An 18,238-nucleotide genomic window follows, 5' to 3' on the forward strand; every position below is an offset into this window, starting at 1 on the left:
TGCGTTCGCGCCACACGACGCTCCTGCGCGGACGTCCGCCTCGACCGCGCCCGCCGCGGCGAACCCGCCCGCTGCGGCGCCCACACCACCGACCTACCCGACACCGCCCGCCGCGGCAGTGGAACTAGCCGCGTCTGACGCGAACCCGGAGCCCACCCAGGTCTTCACGCCCCGCCCACCGTCGGCCCCGGACGCGGCCTCGGCCGACCTGGGAGCCTCGTCGGCGGAGCCGCGGCCGTGGGGTGACGACGCGGCCCGGACCCAGCACGTGACGTCGGACCGGATCGCGGCCGCCACCGCCCGACCGCGAGGCGCCTCAGGCACAGTTCCACCGGCCCCGGTGCGCGACTCGCGCACCTCGTCGGGCTCCGGGCCTCGGCGACCGGCCACGACTCCGCCGGCTGCTGCGCTGCAGCCGCCCTTCCCTCCGGCGCCGCCGCCCGGGCCGCGCGAACCCACACGACACCCCACCGCCTTCCCACCAGCGGCCGCCGTCCCCATCGCTCCGGCGGCACCGGCGGCACCGGCGGCACCGGCGGCCGGGTCTTCTGAGGTGGACGACGTCGACTTCGACGTCGTCGACCCCTTGCCGCGGCTCCCCGACCCCGCCGCTGCCGGTGTCGGGCGCACTGGCCGCAGCGCCGGGTCCGGACCCGCGCCCGACTACAGCCCCGGGGGGCAGAAGCCCTCGGTGACGCCCTCGGACGTCGCACCGGGACGCGGGGAGCTCCCGGCGGGGGAACTGGTCGCGGTCGACGACGAGGACGAGACGGCGCGGGGTCTGCTGGGGCAGGGACTGCCGGGGTCGCTGGTCTCGGCGGCGCGGGAAGCGTGGCCGCCGGCGGACGCGGAGCAGCTCGACGACGCGGTCGCCGCGGGGGAGACCGCGCACGTGCGGGCACTGGCCGATCCGCGCGGCCCGGTCTCGGACCGGGCGCCGGCCACGGCGCTCGCGCGCACCGAGGAGGCAATGGAGACCGCGGTCGCGGTCGAACGGCTCGCCGCCCGCCACGAACCGGGCCACGCGGACTGGGCCCAGGGCGGGGTGGTGATCCCGGTGATCGGCGCGTCGGCCGGGGTCGGGGCCTCGGTGGTGACCGCGGCGCTGTTCGACGCCCTGGACGTGTGCGGGGTGCCGACCCTGCTCGTCGACGCCGCCGACCCGGCCCGCTCCGGGCTCGCGGCCGCGGTCGCCGACCAGGGCCCACCCGCCCGCACCCTGCACCCGAAGATCGGCGTCGCCTACGGCCGCCGCGGCGGCGGCTGGGTCGCCCAGCTCGCCACCCCACCGAGCGAGGTCCTGTCTCCGCGGATGGTGCCTTCACCGTGCTGGTGGCTGCCGGACCAGACCGCGCCGGCGGCCACGGTGGTCGACCTGGGCTGGGACCCCTGGCAGGTCGCGGCGTCCCCGCTGCGCGGCGCCGGGGCGTGGCTGGAGGCCGGCACCCCCAGTTCCCCGCGCCCGGTGCTGGTGGTCGAACCGAACCGGCCCTCGCTGATGCGCGCCAACCAGCTGCTGACCCGGCTGCGCCCGTGGATCGCCGCCGGGCAGGTGGCCGCGCCCGCGGCGCTGGTCGTGGTCTCGGCCAAGCGCTGGCCCAAGCAGATCACCGGGGTCGCTGCCCAGGCCCTCGGCGAGCTGATGGAACACGCGGTGTTCCTGCCCTACGACCCCACCGTCGGCGCCGGCGGCATCGGCGCGGACCCGGTCCCCGACCGGCTGCGGGCCGCGGCCGCGGCGATCCCGGCCCGCTGGGGCCTGATCCCGAACAACCTCGCCCCCGGCGGGGCGCTGCCATCCCTGACCCGACTGTTCGGAGGCCGCTGATGCTGCTCACCACCACGACCGCCGCCCACGACCTGGCCCACCAGCTCCTCGCGGCGCTCCCAGCACAGGTCCCCGACCCGGGACCGCAGGCCCCTCCGGGTTCGGAGAAGCTCACCCAGATCCTGGGCTACCTGAAGTGGATCGCGCTGGGAGCGTGCGCGGTGGCGTTCATGGGCGGGATCATCGCCTTCACCGCCGGGCGGGTGGTCGACAACCGGCGCTACGGCAACACCGGCGCGCTGATGATGCTCGCCGCGGTGGGCGGGGCGATCCTGTTCGGGGTCGGCCCGACGGTGCTCAACAGCTTCGCCGGGACCGGCTGAGCCCGTGTCGATGGTCAGCGAGGAGGAGCAGCGCGCCGCCCGCGCCAAGGTGATCACCGCGCTCGGGGTGTTCGCCCTGGTGCTGGTCGCGGTGATCATCGGGCTGATCTGGGCCGGTCACCAGTCGAGCCCTGCCGGCAGCGACGCGGGAGCTGCCCCGAGCGACGCGGCGACCCCGCCGGCCGCCGCCGGGTCCGGCGGCCCGGCGGCGCCGGGTGGCTGGGATGTGGCGGCGGAAACGGCGCTCGCGACCCGGCTGATGCGCCAGTTCCCGGACACCGCCTCGATGCCCCAGACCCTGGCGCCCTCGGGGCTGCCGGTGATCGACGTCCCCGACCCGACCCGGACGAACACCTCCGGGGTCGGCGAGGGGTTCCCCGCCACCCCGGAGGGCGCGATCGGGCAGCTCGCCGCGCTCGAGGTCGTCGGGCTGGCGGATCTGAACCCGGACACCTACAACGCGGTCTACCGGTCGGTGTCGCTGCCCGGCGCCCCGGACCCGGCGGCGACCCCGCTGGGGGTGCAGGTCGACAAGGTGTATTCGCAGGTGGTGCTGCAGGGCTCGACCGGGCAGCCGATCTCTTCGCGCTGGCAGCTGGCCGGCGCGCAGGTCAAGGGCGTCACCTCCGGCGGCCGCTCGGTCGTGGTGTGTGTCGCGGGGGAGCTGCAGCTCGCCCAGGTCAACTCCGCGCAGACCGGGACCGGGGACTGCCAGGCGATGCGCTGGACCGGCAGCGACTGGCGGATCGCGCCGGTCCCGGTGGCCTCCGCGGCGCCGGTGACCTGGCCCGGCTCCCCGGCGTTCGTCCAAGCCGGCTACCACCCGACCAACGGAGGACCCGTCTGATGAAAGGCATCATCGCCGACGCGGTCGGCGGCTTCCTCGACGGCATGGCCCGCAACGTGTGGGTCGGCACCCTCGATCTGCTGCGCAACGTCCTCGGGCTGGTCGGCAAGCTCGGCCGGGTCGACCCGACCCCCGGCGCCGGGGCGATCTCGACGACCTTGTGGTCCTCGATGCTCCAGCTCGCCGCGATCATCGCGGTGATCCTGTTCTTCGCCCAGCTCGCGATGGCGGTGCTCAACCCGCGCCGGCACATGATCACCGCCGCGCTCGGGCCGGTGCAGTACGGGATCGCCACCGTGCTGACGGTGACCATCGTCGTCGCGCTGCTCGGCGCCGCCGACGGGCTGACCAGCCTGATCCTGCAGGGCGGCGCGGATGTCACCAACGCCGCCGCCACCATGGACCGCCTCGGGCTCACCGACGACAACAACGCGGTCAAGGCCCCGGTGCTGGCGGTGCTCGGGATCGTCGCGGTGCTGCCGCTCTCGGTCGGCTACGGGATCATGCTGCTGTTCCGGTCTGCGTCGATCCTGGTCATCTTCGCGACCATCCCGATCCTGAGCGCCGGGCTGGTCAACCTGGCCACCAAGCACTGGTTCTGGCGCGGCCTGCGCTGGATGCTCGCGCTGATCTTCATCCAGCCCACCTTCGCGCTGTGCTTCACCATCGGCTCCGGGGTCATCTCGGCCGCGGGCCGCGGCCAGGGCGACATCCCCACCGGGGCGGGCACCGGCCTGGTGGCGAACGCGCCTGCGCAGGGCTCCGGGATCGTCACCCTGCTGCTGGGGTTCGGGATCCTCTTCGTCGCCCTGTTCGCACCGATGGCCCTGTTCCGGCTCTTCGCGTTCGTCGAACCGGGCACCCAGCCCCACCAGACCATGATGTCGGCGTTCGGGTCCGCGGTCGCCGGGTTCAAGCAGGCCGGCGCCGGTATCGCCTCCGCCGACGTCGGGTCGGTGTTCTCCTCGGCCACCGGCGGCCGCTTCGGCGGCGGAGGCGCCGCGGCCGCGGGTGCCGGGGGCGGTGGACCGGACGGCACCTCACCCAGCGGTGGCGGTGCCGGCGGTAGCGGTGCCGGCGGTGGCGACGAGAAGAAGCAACTCGCCGCGACCGCCGCGCTGGCCGCGGCCACGGGCGGCGCGAGCGCGGCCGCCGGAGCAGGAGCGGGCGGCGTGGCCGCTGGCGGCGCCGGTGCCGGCCCGGCCACCCAGGCGGTGCCGGCCCTGGCCGGCCAGGGAACGGGCGGCGGGTCGGGCTCGGGTGCAGATGGGGCGCAGGACGCCGAGCCGGGGGAGCTCGCCGGCGCCGGCGCGGGTGCCTCGTCGCCGGGTCAGCTCGCCGGCTCGAGCGCGAGCGGCACAGGCGGCTCGGGTGGCGGGTCCTCCGGCGGTTACCCGTCGGGCTCGCTTGCCGGGGTCGCCTCCGCGGCGGCGTCGTCGGTGGGGGGTGCGGTCGGCTCGTGGGGCGGCGGGTCGGTCGGCGCCGCCGGTTCGGTGGCGCGCAGCGTCGGCGGCGGGGCGTGGGGAGCGGCGCAGGGCATCGCCGGCGCGGGGCCGATGCCGCCGGCGCCGCAGGGCGGGGTGGTCGGGACGGTCGGGGACTACGGGCCCAGCGATTACGCCGGCGGTGCCGGATTCCCCTCGGGCGGCTCGGCGGCTAACCCCTACCGGGATCCCAGCTACGACCGCCCCGGCGACGACGAGGACGGCGGTTACGACGGTCGCTACGACCACGGCCCGGACGACCGGGGCCGGATGAGCGGGGTGCTCTAGACCATGTCCGAGCAGCTGACCTATGTGCCGGGGCGCCCGGAGCGCAACGGCTGGATCCTGGGCCTGACGATGCCCCAGGCGGTGATCTGCCTGGTCGCGGTGCTGCCGCTGATCCTGTTCTTCGGCGCGAACCGCGCCGCGCAGGGCCTGGTGCTGCTGCCGTTCTCGACGGTGATCGTGGCGTTGACGGTGGTCCCGATCCGCGGCCGACCGGCCGCGAAGTGGCTCGCGGACACGGTTCTGTTCGGCTCCGGGCAGGCGGCGGGCTGGTCGTCGTGGCAGTCCAAGGCCGCGGCGGGGCTGCCGGTCGACCGCGACGAACCGGACCTGCCGGGGGCGCTGTCGCGCCTGGATCTGCTCGACGGGCCCCCGATGCCCGATCACGGGCGGGTCTGCGTGCTCCACGACACCGCCGAGGGCCGCTGGGGCGCCACGGCCCGGCTCTCCGCGCGCGGGGTCGGGCTGGCCTCGGCGCTGGAGTGCCGCAACCTCGCCACGGGGCTGGGCAACATGCTCAAGGGCCTCTCGGCGTCGGATCGGGTCGACCGGGCGAGCTTGGTGGTGCGCTCGGTGCCCGACGACGGCACCGCCTACGAGCTCTGGCGCGACCGCCACCAGGCCGACACCGCGCCGCCGCTGGCGGTCGCGGTCGCCGATGACCTGCGGCGGATGGCCGGGGCGGTGTCGGTGCGCCAGGAGGCGTTCCTGACCGTCTCCGCCCGCGACGAGGTGCTGCGCCGCCCCGCCCAGGCCGCCGGCGGCGGGCGCTTCGGGCGCGCCCACGCCCTCTACCGCGCCCTCGGGGCGCTGGTCGAACCTCTGCAGCAGATGGGCTGCGACACCCCGCAGTGGCTGACCTCGGCCGGGATGGCCGAGGCGATCCGCACCGGGTTCAACCCCGCCGCCTCGGGGCTGCTGACCCACCAGCGCCTCGAGCACGGCGAAGCGAACCTCCCCGCCGCGGCCGCGGGCCCGACCCGCGCGCCCGCCCCGGCCGCGCGCTCGTACGCCCACGACGGCTACGTCACCGTGTCCTACTCGGTGATCCCCCCGCGCTCCGGGGTGCGGTTCGGATCCCTGGCCCCGCTGCTCGCGGTCCGCACCCCCGGCGAGCGCCGCACCCTCGCGATCCACTACGAGGTCCTCCCGCAGCGCATGGCCCAACGCATCGCCACCCGAGAGCGCCAGACCACCACCCTGGTCGGGGAGCTCAAGGCATCCAAGGGCTTCGGGGAGGCCGCCAAGGACCGCCAGGACCGCGGCAGCTCCTACCGCCAGGAAGACGTCATCGCCGCCGGCGAGGCGATGGTCCGCTACGCCGTCGTGGTCTCAGTGACCGTCCCCGCCGACTGGAACATCGAGGACCACGCCGAGGCCCTCGAGACCAGCGCCGCCGGCCAGTACCAGCTGGTGCGCCTCGAGCTCGCCCAGGACTCCGGGTTCGTCGCCGCCACCCTCCCGGTCGGGATGGGCCTGGCCCGCATGCGCAACGCCCTCTGACCCTGCCCTGCCCTCTGACCCCGCCCCGCCTTCTGACCCGGTCCTGTTTGGTTCCTGGCCACGACCCGATTCCTCACCCTGCCCCGCGACGCGAAGGACAGCCCTGATGACCCGCGCGACGTCCCGCCCGCCTCGGTCTTCTCGCCGTGGTGAGCAGCACACGGGCCGCGACACCGCCGAGCTGCTGCGCGGCTTCGAGCTCCCGGTTCCCTCCCGCCCGATCACCGAGCCCGACGGCCCGGCGGAGAAGGTCAACCGGGGCGGGCGACCCAAACGCGGGCGCACCGAGCGCGGCCTGGGCTGGACCGCGGTCGAAGCTCCGCTGGCCACTCTGCGCACCACCACCGACCAGGTCGGCGGGCTCTACCCGCTGCTGGCCACGCCGGGGATGCCGCCGGTCGGGGCGCTGATCGGCTACGACGCCCTGTCCGGGGGCGCGTTCTACTGCCACCCCGTCGAGTGGGTGCTGCGCCAGATCTCGACCAACCCGAACATCCTGGTCTTCGGCGAACCCGGGCGCGGCAAGTCGAGCACCATCGCGGCGTTCCTGCTGCGCATGATGGTCTTCGGGGTCAACACGCTGATCGCCGGCGACGTCAAGGGCGAGTACTCCCCGCTGGTCCGGGCCCTGGGCCAGGAACCGATCTCGCTGGGCTACGCCCAGCGCACCCGGATCAACCCGCTCGACCTCGGCCCGCTCGCGGCCCGCTGGCAGCACCTGTCCGACGAGCAGGCCGCCGACGCCCTCAACGACCTCATCGGGCGCTGGTCGACCCTGCTCGCCGGGCTCGCCGAAGCCGGCGGCCGCCCGGTCACCCCCACCGACACCGAGGTCCTCGCCCACGTCCTGCGCGACCTGACCGGGATCACCGCCGGGAACACCCGACCCCGACCCATCACCATCCCCGACGTCCACCGCGCCCTGACCGAGGTCGAGGACCGGTTGTGGCGCACTCACCGCTTCGGGTCCCGCCAGCACTTCCTCGACGAGACCCGCGCGCTCACCGACTCGTTGGGCGCGCTGGTCAACGGCTCGCTCAAGGGCCTGTTCGACGAGCAGACCAACATCGACGTCGACTGGGCCGCACCCATCCAGTCCCTGGATGTCTCCGGGCTCGAGGGCCGCGGGGAGAAGGCCCTCGCGGTCGCGATGACCTGCCTGGGGTCCTGGTCACGCTCGGCGACCGACCTGCGCACCGACGGCGCCCTGCGGATCATCGTCCGCGACGAGATCTGGCGACAGATGCGCCTCGGGACCGGGATGGTCGCCGCGGTCGACGCCGAGCTGCGCCTGTCCCGCGCCCAACAGATCATCTCCATCCTCGCCGCCCACAAGCCCGGCGACATGCTCACCGTCGGCGACACCGGCTCCCAGTCGGTCAACATTGCCAAGGGCCTGCTCGCCCTGTGCGACACCCGCCTGCTCATGGGCCAGACCACCGCCGTCGCCGACGAGCTCGCCTCCGAGCTGCAGCTCTCCGGGCGCGAGCAGGACCTCATTACCGGCTGGTGCAACGGCTCCCCCGGCCGCGGCCTGTGGAAGGTCAAGGCCAAGGGCTTCCAGGTCCAGGCCATGCTCACCCCCCGCGAACGACAGATCTTCGACACCAACGCCCAGCTCCGCGGGAACCCTGCTGGGCTCGCGTCTTCTCGGGGTGGTTCGGTCTCGAACCCGGACCTCGAGGGGCTCCAGTGACCCCACCCGAAGGACCCGGTCGCGGCCCCCGTGTCGGCGGGCGGGCGTGATGGACCGCCGCCGCCTCGGGCTGCTCGTCGGCAGCGCCGTCACCGCCTATCTGCTCTTCCTGGCCGCCCCGCTGATCCTGGTGACCGTCCTGATCTCCGGAGGCCTCGGCGCCGCGGGCAGCACCTGCGACGGGCCCGGCGGAACCGCCGCCGGCACCGACGGGACGGGCGCCGCCCTCAACGGCGGTGACCAGCTCGCCTACGCCCAACTGATCACCTCCATCGTCGCCGGCCGCGGGCTCCCCCAACAGGCCGCCGTCGTCGCGATCGCCACCGCCGCCCAGGAGTCCCGCCTCGGGCAGGCCGGCATGAACACCGCGGTCGACCACGACTCCCTGGGCCTGTTCCAGCAACGGCCCTCGGCCGGGTGGGGCTCCCCGGCCCAGGTCAAGGACCCCACCTACGCCACCAACAAGTTCCTCGACGGCCTCGTCGGGATCGGCGGCTGGGCCACCATGCCGGTCACCAAGGCCGCCCAGACCGTGCAGCGCTCCGCGTTCCCCGACGCCTACGCCCAGTGGGAAGCCCAAGCCCGCGACTTCGCCACCCGCTTCTGGCCCCCCGGAACCCCACCCGGCGGGAACCCCGCCGCCGCAGCCACCCAGGCCGCGGCCGCGCCCTCGGCCGCCGGCGCGCAGACCTGCCCCGGCGAGGGCGGCGACGGGCTCGCCCCCGGCTCAGGCTCCACCGCAGTCCCACCCGGCTACACCCCACCGACCGCCCCGCAGACCAGGGCCGTCCTCGACTTCGCCATGACCCAGCTCGGCAAGCCCTACCAATGGGGCGGCACCGGACCGGATGCCTACGACTGCTCCGGCCTGATGTGGGCCTCCTGGGCCAAAGGCGGCATCACCCTGCCCCGCACCGCCGCCGCCCAGTCCAAGTTCGGTGCCCCCGTCACCGACCCCGCCCAACTTCAACCCGGTGACCTGATCTTCATGCCCGGCGCCAACGGCAGCCCTGCCAGCCCCGGGCACGTCGGGATGTACATCGGCAACGGCCAACTCATCAACGCCCCCCAGACCGACGACCCCGTCCAAATCGTCCCCGTCAGCAAATGGCAGGGAAAGATCTCCGGGATGCGCCGACCCGGCGCCACCAACCCCGACGCTCCTTCTCCGGCCGTCCAGGCGTGACGGGAACAGTCAGTGGCCGTCGTACCGGGTCTCGATGTCGTTGATCAGGGCGCGCGCGTCGTCGCCGTGCAGGGCGGCCGCGTCGAGCCGGTCGAACAGCGCCCGGTACATCTCCAGGTCCGGCCGCTTCTCGAGGAAGGTCGTTCCAACGTCGGTGGAGACGATGGCGGCGCGCGTGCCGTAGAGGTGGAACGACGACTCAGGGGGTGGAACGGCGGTCTGTCCGAAGGGCAGAACGGCGATCGACAGGTTCGGACGCTCGAAGAGCTCGATCAGGTGAGCGAGCTGGGCATGCATGACCTCGGTCGATCCCACTACCCAACGCAGCGCTGCCTCGGAGATCACGAACCGAAACGCCCGGTCCGGGTCATCGATCAGGGCCACCCGCCGGGTGCGGCTCAGAGTCCACTCGTCGCCGGGCTCGAACTCGATGAGAGCGACGGTGTACTCCCAGGTCTGCAGCGATCCGGGGATGATGGTGGGCTGCCAGGACCGCACCAACTCCGACTGAGACTCGAGGGTATGGATGCGGCGCTGGATCTCTGCTCCACGTCGCATGAGGCGGGCCTGCCCGGCCACGGTGGTCGGTTCGATGGCCTCAGTCAGGCGCACGAGCCGGTCGACTTGGGCGGGAGTAGCGCCGAGGGCGCGGGCGTAGCGACGGGCCTCGTCGGGCTTCAGAGTGAAGGTGCCGCGCTCGGCGCGGCTGACCTTGGACTGGGTGAGCCCGGCGAGCGTGGCGGCGTCGCCCTGGCGCAGCCCAGTGGTGCCGTCCGAGTTCCGGTAGCCATGGCGGAGCTGGAGCATCAGTCGCGAGGTCTCATCGCGGCCGGTGCCCGAGCGCTGGCGTGTCGTCACGGCAGGTTAAGCAACCAATCTCTCGGGCCGGTGGAACTCGGAGTGCCGGCTCCACCAGCTATCGAAGGGTTCCGCGGCGCTCCAGAGGCGCGCCTGGTCTGTGAGGTACTCGGCGGAGTCATCGGGCGCGAGCCAGCCGGCACCGAGGAACCGACCACGCGCGTCGTAGAGCACGGGTACTGCGATCGTGGCGTTGACCGTCCAGTACTCGACCCCGAGCAGGTCTTCTGGGATGTCGTGCTCGCCTTCGCGCAGCACGCGAATGTCCTCCCCGGCGTGCTGGTTCAGCGCGTAGCCCCAGTTGCAGGCGTAGATCTCGTGCTCGGAGAGCTCGGCGCCGAAGCGGCGGACTCGCTGGTGGGCGATGCCAGCCTCGCGGTGCGCGGCGAGCTCGTCTGTCCACGCCTGCTTGACCGCCCAGTCCGGCGACGCGGCGCCGGCCTGCCAGCGCAACCAATTGGGGTCGGTGGAGACGTTGAACAGCGGCAGACCTTCGAAGCGGAACACCGAGTCGCCCGCGCGGTGCAGGTGGTCGTCCATGAATCGCTCGAGCGTCGCCAGGTTCATCAGTTGGCACGGCACCCAGGGTGGAGTCGCCCCGACGTGCTCGGGTCGGCCGTGCGCGTCGACGCCGACGTGTGGCGCGAGGGCCTTCAGCACTGTGGGGTCGGAGACCTCCCGCGAGATGACGAAGTGGTCGCTGTGCCCGTCGACTCGGTGGACGCCCGGGCAGCCGTAGCGCTCGGCGGAATCGCCGGTGCCGGCGGCGGTGATCAATGTCGTCTGGACTGCGGAGTCGATGCCCATGGCGGCCTCTCCCTCTACTCGCTACTCGCCGCAGTGTCCGACTGCCCAGTCGACGTAGTCAATCCGTGCGCTGCTTGTCCAAGTCAACAGCTCTTCTTAGTCACGTCACGTATTGACTATAAGCACAGTCCCTGTGACACTTGGAGCGGGGCAGGGTTCGGTGCTCGCCAGGCTCGCCCTGCACGGTCCACGCGGGCGTCTCGCCCGTTAAGGCGGTCCCGACGGAGTTGGCGCTCCGCCGGGACCTGGTGGGCCGCCCCTGTCGACGCTGAGACGACCTCCAGGAGTGACCCGTGCCAACGATGACGCCTGCCCTCAACAGGGCGGACACCGCACCCCCGAGGGCGTGTGACCCACGGCTGATCCACCCCGACCTGATGTTCCCGCTGGTCGAGTCGACTGTGCCCGGACGAGCCAACGCCGCGGAGGAGAAGGCCCGGGCGGTGTGCCTGCGGTGCCCGATCCGGCCGGAGTGCCTGGCGGAGGTTCTCGAGGCGGACATGCCCTTCGGGGTGGCCGGTGGCCTCACCGCTGCCGAGCGCCGCGCTGTTCGGGCACGTGGGCGATGCCCGGACCCCGAGGTATCGGCGGCGGCAGCAGCTTCCGACACCCGGGAGAGAGCTGACGTTGACACCGTCGCCGACGTCGGGTCGCCCGAGGTCGCCTCGGTTCTGGACGGCGTGTTGGCCGCACAGGCCCGGTTCGGGCACGACGCCGATCCCGGCCGTGTGCGCGAGCTCGTGGCCGGCCGAGGCACCACCTCGATGACCCGCTGGGACGCAGCTCTGGCAGCTGCCACGATGCTGCGGCTAGGCCGAACTGTGTCCGCCACGGCTCGGACTCTCGGTGAGCAGTACACCCAGGTCAGACGGTGGCGCGACCGTGACCGCGCCGGTGAAGCGTTGATCCGGGGGCAGCGGATCGCCCAGGAGTCGTCGGGGCCCGGCGCAATGTCGGGGGCGATCTCGACGCTGACCGCCGCTTCCTCGGCCGCGACCGTGGTCGCCGGTGACCGGACGGATCGGCAGGTCGCGGCATGAGCGACAGCGGCGTCTTCCGTCGGGACCCCACCGAGCGCCGGGCAGTACTGGTGATCGCCGGCGCGTTGTGCGCACTGGGGGCCTTGTCCTCCGAGTTCCCGTGGACCTGCGGCCTGGTTGCGGGCACAGCGCTCGCAGCGGTCGGACTGCGGCTGTGGTTGGCCCACCGGGCCCACGTCGCCCGGATCGAGGCAGCAATACGGGACGACGAGGCTCGCGCCGAGCGGCTCGGCGCGCACCAGGTCCTGCGCCCGGTGCACGACGAGCCGCCGTCGAGCCGCTCGAACCTCGGGAACGAGGCGGACCCGGGGAGCTGGGCGGCGTGACGCGCCGAGCAGCGGACGGTTGGGCGGGGTCCCGGGAGGGCGCGACCCGCGAGCAGCTGGCGGCCGAGGGCCTGCAGCCGGGCGATCAGCCTGCTCTGGGCTGGTCGGGGACCCGGCGCGGTCGGGTCGCGACCTTCGCCCGAGCCGGGTCGGTGCCGACCCGCCCCGCAACGTTGACCGAGCTCGCCCAGCGGGCGGCGTGAGGAGGCAGCGACCGTGACGAACCTTCGAATGCGGCTCCCGCGGCTGCCGCTGGCTCGTTTGCCCATGGGTCTGGCGCTGACGATGGTCGCGGCGGTGTGGGTGCTGGGGTGCGTGTGGTCGTTCACCGAGCAGACCGCGTTCGCCCGAGCGAAGGCGTTCTCGGACCCAGAGCTTCTGCCGTTGGTGATCGATGGGCTGGCCGCCGCGATGGGTGGGGTCGCGTTCGCTGCCTCTCTCGACGCCCGGCCCGCCGTCGCCGCCCGCGTCGGCACCGCGCTCGCGGTGCTGGCCTCGGCCCTGTCGAACGGCCTGTGGGCCGCCGAGCGCAGCAGCACCGGCTCCGCGGGTCCTGACCCCGCCACGGTCGCGATCGGGGCCGGCATCCCGATCGCGGCCAACATCGCCTTCGAGGTCCTGCTCGCCGAGCTACGCCGCCAGGTCCAGCGCCGCCGCGGTCTACCGGCCCCGACGCCCCTGCCGACGCTGCGTCTGGCCCGGCTCCTGCTCTCCCCCGGCCCGACGTTCTCGGCGTGGCGCCGGGAGGTCCTCCAGGTCACCGGCCCCGCCGCCGCCCGCCCGCTCCCGCTGAGCTCCACGCCCGACCTCGCAGCGCCGCCTCCGGGCCCCGGGGGTGGCGCCCCGGCGCCCGCGCAGCACAGCCTCGTACAGACGGGGACCGTCGACGCGCCACTCGGCTCGGGTGCGGCCCGCGCCGGGGCCTCGACCGCCTCGACTGGTGTTCCCGCTCCCGCCGTCCTGGCCGCACCGACCGAGGACAGCACCAGCAGCCTGGCGACCCTCGCCGCCGCTCCGCCGGTCGCGGATCCCGACGCGGTGCACGCAGCGGGCACTCTCGCTGCCCGCGGACGGGACATGGCGGCTCCGGACCCCACCGCGCCCTCGACGAAGCCCGGTCCGAACCAGGCACCCGACGGGTCACCGCCCGCGGCGCAGCCACCTGCGGCGCTCGACGGCGGCGACCACGGCACGCCCCCCACCACGCCGGAGGGCGGTGAGGAGGAGAGCTCGGGGCGGGTGGAGTCGAACGCGAAGGTCTGGCGGCTCGCGGAGTACCTGCGGGCCCTCGACCGTGACCCAGCCCAGGTCTCGGGCGACGAGGTCGTCGATCTGGGCCTGTGTTCCTCGGCGCGCAACGGCCGACGCCTGCGGGACCGGGCGGTGGCCCTGTGCGAGGCCCTCGACGGTCCCGTGCCGCCGCCGCGACCTGACCTGTCCGATCAGCCCCGGCTGCTGCTGCCCGGGGAAGCTCCGAGTCTGGCCATCGTGGCCGGAGGGGACACCCGATGAGGCGCTCGCTGGCCGGGACCCCCGGTCTGCTGCTGGCCATCTCGATCGCGGCGGTCGGGGTGACGCTGTGGCTGCGCGCCACCCTCGACGACGCCCCGCCGATGGTGTTGGCCGCGCTGGGCTGGGCGGTGCTGGTCGCGGTGTGTCTCGGGCTCGCCGACCTGGTCACCGTGGGCTACGCCCTCTCGACCCGCGGGCGCACCCGGCGCCGTTACGGCACCGTCGGGTTCGCCTCCGTGCGGGATCTATGGACCAGCGTCATGCGCCACGCCTTCATGGGCCGCAAGGACGGCAAGGGCTCGAAGATCCGCCCCGAGCTCTACAAGCTCCCCCGCCGGGAACGCCGCCACGTCCCGCTCACCGAGTTCGCGCTGCTCGTCGGGCGCACCGTCGTCGGCCCGTTCCTGGCGTTCAAGGCCTGGGTCGCCTACATCGACGTTCTGCTCATGATCGCCCCGCCCCAGACCGGTAAGACGACCTGGCTTGCCGGGCGGATCGTCGACGCTCCCGGCGCCGCGCTGGTCACCTCCACCAAGATCGACCTGTGGTGGATCACCCACCGGCTGCGGTCCCTGCTCGGGCCGGTGCTGGTGTTCAACCCCGAGCTCGTCGGGAACGTCCCCTCGACCTTCCGCTGGTCCCCGCTGATCGGCTGCGCCGACCCCCAGGTCGCCGGCATCCGCGCCACGTACCTGGTGAAGGGCGCGCAGACCGGGCCGGGGGTCACCGCCGACGCCAACTCGGCGTTCTTCGTCAACCAGGCCGCGAAGGTCCTGCGGGTGTTCCTGTTCCTGGCCGCCATCGGCGGGAAGTCGATGGCCGATGTCGCCGACTGGGTCAACAACCCTGCCGACGAGACTCCACGTCGCCTGATCGAGGACTACCGGCACTACCTGCCCGGCTCCTGGCCCGGGGAGCTGGCCATGGTCTTCGGGATGTCCGCCGACAAGGCCCGCGACTCGATCTTCCTGACTCTCGGCATGTCGGTCGCGTTCATGGACAACCCCGCGGTCCGCGACGCGGTCACCCTGCGCGCCGGCGACGGCCGGTTCGACACCGAGGGGTTCCTGCGCTCGCGCGGCACCCTCTACCTGATCGGGGAAAGCCGCGACCACTCCCCGCTGGCCCCGCTACTCACCGCCCTGACCGGTTACCTCTTCGAGGACTGCAAGGCCATCGCCGCCCGCTCGACCTCGCCGGTCGGACAGCTCAACCCACCGATCCTGATCGCCCTCGACGAGGCGGCGCTGATCAACCCGGTGCCGCTGCCCGCCTGGACCGCCGACGCCGGCGGCCGCGGGATCACCCTGCTCATCGTCGCCCAGACCCACTCCCAGCTCTACGAACGCTGGGGCACCTACGGCGGCAAGACCATCAAAAGCAACTCCAACGCCCGACTGTTCCTCGGCGGCATCAGCGACCCCGAGACCCTCGAGGAGATCTCGGTGATGTGCGGGGAACGCGAGGAGGACAACGCCCCAGGACTCTCCACCGGCCACGGATCGACCACCCTGCGCCGCACCGTCCCACCCGGACTGGTCCGCGAGATACCACGCTGGCACGTCCTGCTGATCTACCGGAACATGCGCGTCACCCTGCTGAGCTACCTGCCCAGCTTCCGGCGCACCGACATCAAGACGGCCATGGCCGCCCAAGGCCCGGCCCCGGTCCCCGAGGGCGACACCGGCACCGCCTTCGCCCCCACCCAGGGAGACTTCCCGCGCGGCGCCAACCCTGACGGGACCGCCTCCCGCCCCGATCTCTACCCCGACCCCCGCCGCGACGAGGACGACGACGGCCAGGGGGGCCACGGCCGCGGCGGGCCCACCTGGCGCTGACCCGCTGCCGCCGAGACGAGCCCGTCGTCGGGAACCACCTCATCGACCTGCCCGCACCGTCGCCGACCCACCGCTGCTAGGACACGCCACCATGGCTCCAGACGAACCCGGGCCCCACGACGACCAGCCCAACCCCGACGCCCCAGCTTCCGACGCCCCAGCTTCCGACGCCCCAGCTTCCGACGCCCCAGCTTCCGACGCCCCAGCTTCCGACGCACCGGCTTCCGCCGCCTCCACCGGGGCCCGTGCCTCGGCCTCCGAGGGCCCGGTGTCCGGGCCGCGGCGGGACCGTCGTCGGGTCGAGGGTGAGCTCGACGAGCTCAACGACACCGTCGGAGAGCACGGCGAGTCACTCACCGAGCTGCGCGAGCAACTCGCCGCGCTACGCCGCGAGCTCGATGCCGTCCGCCAGCCCGTCCCCGCTGCGGACGCGAGCGGCGGGGAAGGACCGCGCGACCTCGCCGAGCTGCACCACTGGCTCTACCGGGCGCCCGAGGGCGACGACGACTCCGGCGGCGACATCCTCGCCCTGCAGACCACCACCGAGCACCTCAGCGCCGCCCTCGAGGCCAAGGAAGCCAAGACCCCCGCCCTGCCGTGCTGGGCCGAGCTGGACGCCGACGCCGCGCAGAAGGCGTGGGAGCAGCTCGTCGACTGGCTCTGCGGCGTCCTGATCGTGCGCTACCCGAGCTCGGCGAGCGCGCTGCGCCCCTGCTGGTTCCAGCACCCCGAGCTGGTCGAGAACCTCACCTGGCTGCACAACGCCTGGACCCTGGCCTACCGCGACCCCAACTCCCCGATCAGCCTCGCCGCCGACTGGCACATCTACTGGCTCCCGCACGTCATGAGCGTCGCCTCCGCCGCCACCCGCAAGTGCTACGACAAGGGCGTCCACGACCCCACCGCCGACTCCGACCTCACCAGCGACAACGTCATCGGGATCAGCGCCGACCTCGACACCTACATCGCCGACGACCTCACCAACCGGCCGCCCGCCGCCGAGCAGGGCCCTCGCCGCTACGTCGTCCCCCCACGCCAGCGCCCGGTGCAGCCGTGGGCGGCCTACCGCCGCCACACCCCGACCCCGCACGGCGCGGTCCCCGACCAGCCCTACCCCGGACCCACGAACCCCGCCGGGCCCCACCCCAGGCCCCACGCCGGGGCGCAGCCGCCCACCGGTCGTCCCAACCCCTATCGGTGACGGCCGGGCCCCGTGTCGCGGTCGCGCTGCTGCTCGACCTGGCGGACGGGGTCGTGCTGGACCCGGCGACGGTGCCCCTCTGCCTCCTGCACTTCTCGGGCGACCCGGCGCTGCTGGGTCTGTTCCCGGGCCTCGCGCGCCGCATCGACCCCGGCCTGACTGCGCTCCTGCACCGGCGAGTCCCGCCCGGGCTGCTGCCGGGCGTCGAGATCGGGCGGGGCGGCCTGCGGCACGGGCCGCACGGCGGCGTCCGCGGTGAGCTCGCAGGCCCGCAGCACGACCTGCTCTCGCTCGCCCGGCGTCCGTGAGACGGCGAGGTCCCGCCACAGCTGCATGGCCGGCTCCCCGCCTCGGTCGAAGCCTCCCGCTGCCAGGACGGCGTCGATGCGCTGCAGCGCGTCGCGGTCCTGGCGGTGCGCGAACCCGTCGAGCACCCGACCCAGTCGGGCGTCGAGCCCGCGGCGGACGGTCGGGTCCGGCTGGGCGATCCAGGCCCGGACCTGGTCGGTGAACGCGCGGGAGCGTTCCTCGAGCTCGGCGCGCCAGTTCGGGTCCCCCGCTCGACGCGCCGCACCCGCCGCGGCCGCGACGTCGCCGACCGCGCGCAGCGCCGCGTCGTGGCAGGCCTCGCGGGTCAGCGGGTCGGCAAACCCGGGCGCGAGCCGGGCCGGGTTGATATCGGCCAGCTCGGCGGTCTCGGTGCGCATCCCGCGCAGCTGCGGCGCGCCTTGCTCCCAAGCGCGGGGCTTGGCCAACGTCCCGTGGTGCAGGTCCTCCACCGCGGCGATCGCGTCCGGATGCGCGAAGGTCAGCGCCGGGTCCACGGGGAGCTCGGTGACCCGGGTCGGGATGCCGTTCGACGGGTCCGGGTCGAGGTGCAGGGCGTGCCCGGTCTTGGAGCCGGGGTGCGGGTCCTGCGGGTGCGCCCCGAAGTAGGCGTAGTGCCCGCGGAAGTCGGTGGCGGGGAACGCCGCGGCGAGCATCTCCTGACCGGTGCCCTTGTAGGAGGTATCGATGATCGCGACCGCACTGCCCTCCAGACCGGCCGGGATCCCGGAGGCGTGCAAGTAGCGGGTCAGCTGCCGGTAGGCCCCGGGACGCTCGGGCTCCGCCGCCGAGGCCAGCCGGAACGCCTCGGGCAGCTCCAGCCCGCGACCGGTGTGGGTCTCCAGGTCGCGCAGCGCCTGCTCGAGCACGACCCGCGAGAGCGCCACCGTGCGGGTGCGCTCGGCGACGAACTCCGCCTCCAGGGCCTGCGCGGCCGCCGCGAGCGGGAACCCGTCACGCCCGACGAACACCGACACCTGCTCGGGGCGCACGGCGAGGTCCTCGCGCAGCCCGTCGAGGATGTCCGCGGTGATGAGGGTCAGAGCGGGGCCGCTGTGCTCGGCGACGGCCCGGTAGGTGTCCTCCACCGCCGCCCGGGCCGCGTCCTGCTCCAGCCCGTAGCGCTGCGCCAGGTCATCGATCTGCCGGGCCGCGCGGTTCTCCGGGACGCTCACCC

The 18,238-nt window shown here is 73.9% G+C and carries 16 protein-coding genes; 13 read left to right on the forward strand and 3 right to left on the reverse strand.

Annotated features, from left to right (window positions below):
• The first annotated feature begins 553 nt into the window (after positions 1-553).
• From QRT03_RS31240 to QRT03_RS31270, 7 genes are all read left to right on the forward strand, one after another.
• On the forward strand, positions 554-1,828 hold the full coding sequence (locus QRT03_RS31240; protein ID WP_286057080.1) for a CpaE/TadZ family protein: 1,275 nt from the start codon (positions 554-556) through the stop codon (positions 1,826-1,828).
• Positions 1,828-2,151: a hypothetical protein gene (locus QRT03_RS31245; RefSeq protein WP_286057081.1), complete on the forward strand. Its 324-nt coding sequence runs from the start codon at positions 1,828-1,830 to the stop codon at positions 2,149-2,151. Before QRT03_RS31240 ends, QRT03_RS31245 begins: the two co-directional genes overlap by 1 nt.
• A gap of 4 nt (positions 2,152-2,155) precedes the next feature.
• A complete protein-coding gene (locus QRT03_RS31250; protein WP_286057082.1) occupies positions 2,156-2,998 on the forward strand; it encodes a hypothetical protein in 843 nt (280 codons plus the stop codon).
• On the forward strand, positions 2,998-4,770 hold the full coding sequence (locus QRT03_RS31255; protein ID WP_286057083.1) for a hypothetical protein: 1,773 nt from the start codon (positions 2,998-3,000) through the stop codon (positions 4,768-4,770). The genes QRT03_RS31250 and QRT03_RS31255 overlap by 1 nt, the downstream gene beginning before the upstream one ends.
• Positions 4,771-4,773: 3 nt before the next feature.
• Positions 4,774-6,270, forward strand: a complete 1,497-nt coding sequence (locus QRT03_RS31260; protein ID WP_286057084.1) for an SCO6880 family protein — start codon at positions 4,774-4,776, stop codon at positions 6,268-6,270.
• Positions 6,271-6,376: 106 nt separating this feature from the next.
• A complete protein-coding gene (locus QRT03_RS31265; protein ID WP_286057085.1) occupies positions 6,377-7,966 on the forward strand; it encodes an ATP-binding protein in 1,590 nt (529 codons plus the stop codon).
• Between the two features lie 49 nt (positions 7,967-8,015).
• On the forward strand, positions 8,016-9,152 hold the full coding sequence (locus tag QRT03_RS31270) for a C40 family peptidase (RefSeq protein WP_286057086.1): 1,137 nt from the start codon (positions 8,016-8,018) through the stop codon (positions 9,150-9,152).
• 9 nt (positions 9,153-9,161) lie between these two features.
• Here the strand turns inward: QRT03_RS31270 and QRT03_RS31275 are convergent, their stop codons facing one another.
• Both QRT03_RS31275 and QRT03_RS31280 read right to left on the reverse strand, forming a co-directional pair.
• Positions 9,162-10,010, reverse strand: a complete 849-nt coding sequence (locus QRT03_RS31275) for a helix-turn-helix domain-containing protein (RefSeq protein WP_286057087.1) — start codon at positions 10,008-10,010, stop codon at positions 9,162-9,164.
• 6 nt (positions 10,011-10,016) lie between these two features.
• The gene (locus tag QRT03_RS31280) at positions 10,017-10,817 is read right to left on the reverse strand and encodes a DUF6879 family protein (RefSeq protein WP_286057088.1); all 801 of its coding nucleotides are present in this window, start codon (positions 10,815-10,817) and stop codon (positions 10,017-10,019) included.
• 377 nt (positions 10,818-11,194) lie between these two features.
• Here QRT03_RS31280 and QRT03_RS31285 point away from each other — a divergent pair, with 377 nt between their 5' ends.
• The 6 genes from QRT03_RS31285 to QRT03_RS31310 all read left to right on the forward strand — a co-directional run bounded on the left by QRT03_RS31285 (position 11,195) and on the right by QRT03_RS31310 (position 16,734).
• Positions 11,195-11,857: a WhiB family transcriptional regulator gene (locus tag QRT03_RS31285; protein ID WP_286057089.1), complete on the forward strand. Its 663-nt coding sequence runs from the start codon at positions 11,195-11,197 to the stop codon at positions 11,855-11,857.
• On the forward strand, positions 11,854-12,183 hold the full coding sequence (locus QRT03_RS31290; RefSeq protein WP_286057090.1) for a hypothetical protein: 330 nt from the start codon (positions 11,854-11,856) through the stop codon (positions 12,181-12,183). The genes QRT03_RS31285 and QRT03_RS31290 overlap by 4 nt, the downstream gene beginning before the upstream one ends.
• Positions 12,180-12,386 (forward strand): hypothetical protein, encoded by a 207-nt coding sequence (locus QRT03_RS31295; protein WP_286057091.1) that lies wholly within the window; start codon positions 12,180-12,182, stop codon positions 12,384-12,386. Before QRT03_RS31290 ends, QRT03_RS31295 begins: the two co-directional genes overlap by 4 nt.
• 13 nt (positions 12,387-12,399) lie before the next feature.
• Entirely contained in the window at positions 12,400-13,695 is a 1,296-nt protein-coding gene (locus QRT03_RS31300; protein ID WP_286057092.1) for a DUF2637 domain-containing protein, read from the forward strand.
• Positions 13,692-15,533 (forward strand): type IV secretory system conjugative DNA transfer family protein, encoded by a 1,842-nt coding sequence (locus QRT03_RS31305; protein ID WP_286057093.1) that lies wholly within the window; start codon positions 13,692-13,694, stop codon positions 15,531-15,533. The genes QRT03_RS31300 and QRT03_RS31305 overlap by 4 nt, the downstream gene beginning before the upstream one ends.
• A gap of 268 nt (positions 15,534-15,801) precedes the next feature.
• On the forward strand, positions 15,802-16,734 hold the full coding sequence (locus QRT03_RS31310) for a hypothetical protein (RefSeq protein ID WP_286057094.1): 933 nt from the start codon (positions 15,802-15,804) through the stop codon (positions 16,732-16,734).
• Here QRT03_RS31310 and QRT03_RS31315 read toward each other — a convergent pair.
• Complete coding sequence (locus QRT03_RS31315) at positions 16,725-18,236, reverse strand: hypothetical protein (protein WP_286057095.1); 1,512 nt, start codon at positions 18,234-18,236, stop codon at positions 16,725-16,727. The two genes, QRT03_RS31310 and QRT03_RS31315, sit on opposite strands and share 10 nt — an antisense overlap.
• Positions 18,237-18,238 lie beyond the last annotated feature (2 nt).

This window comes from Actinomycetospora termitidis (assembly GCF_030286555.1).
Classification (GTDB): domain Bacteria; phylum Actinomycetota; class Actinomycetes; order Mycobacteriales; family Pseudonocardiaceae; genus Actinomycetospora; species Actinomycetospora termitidis.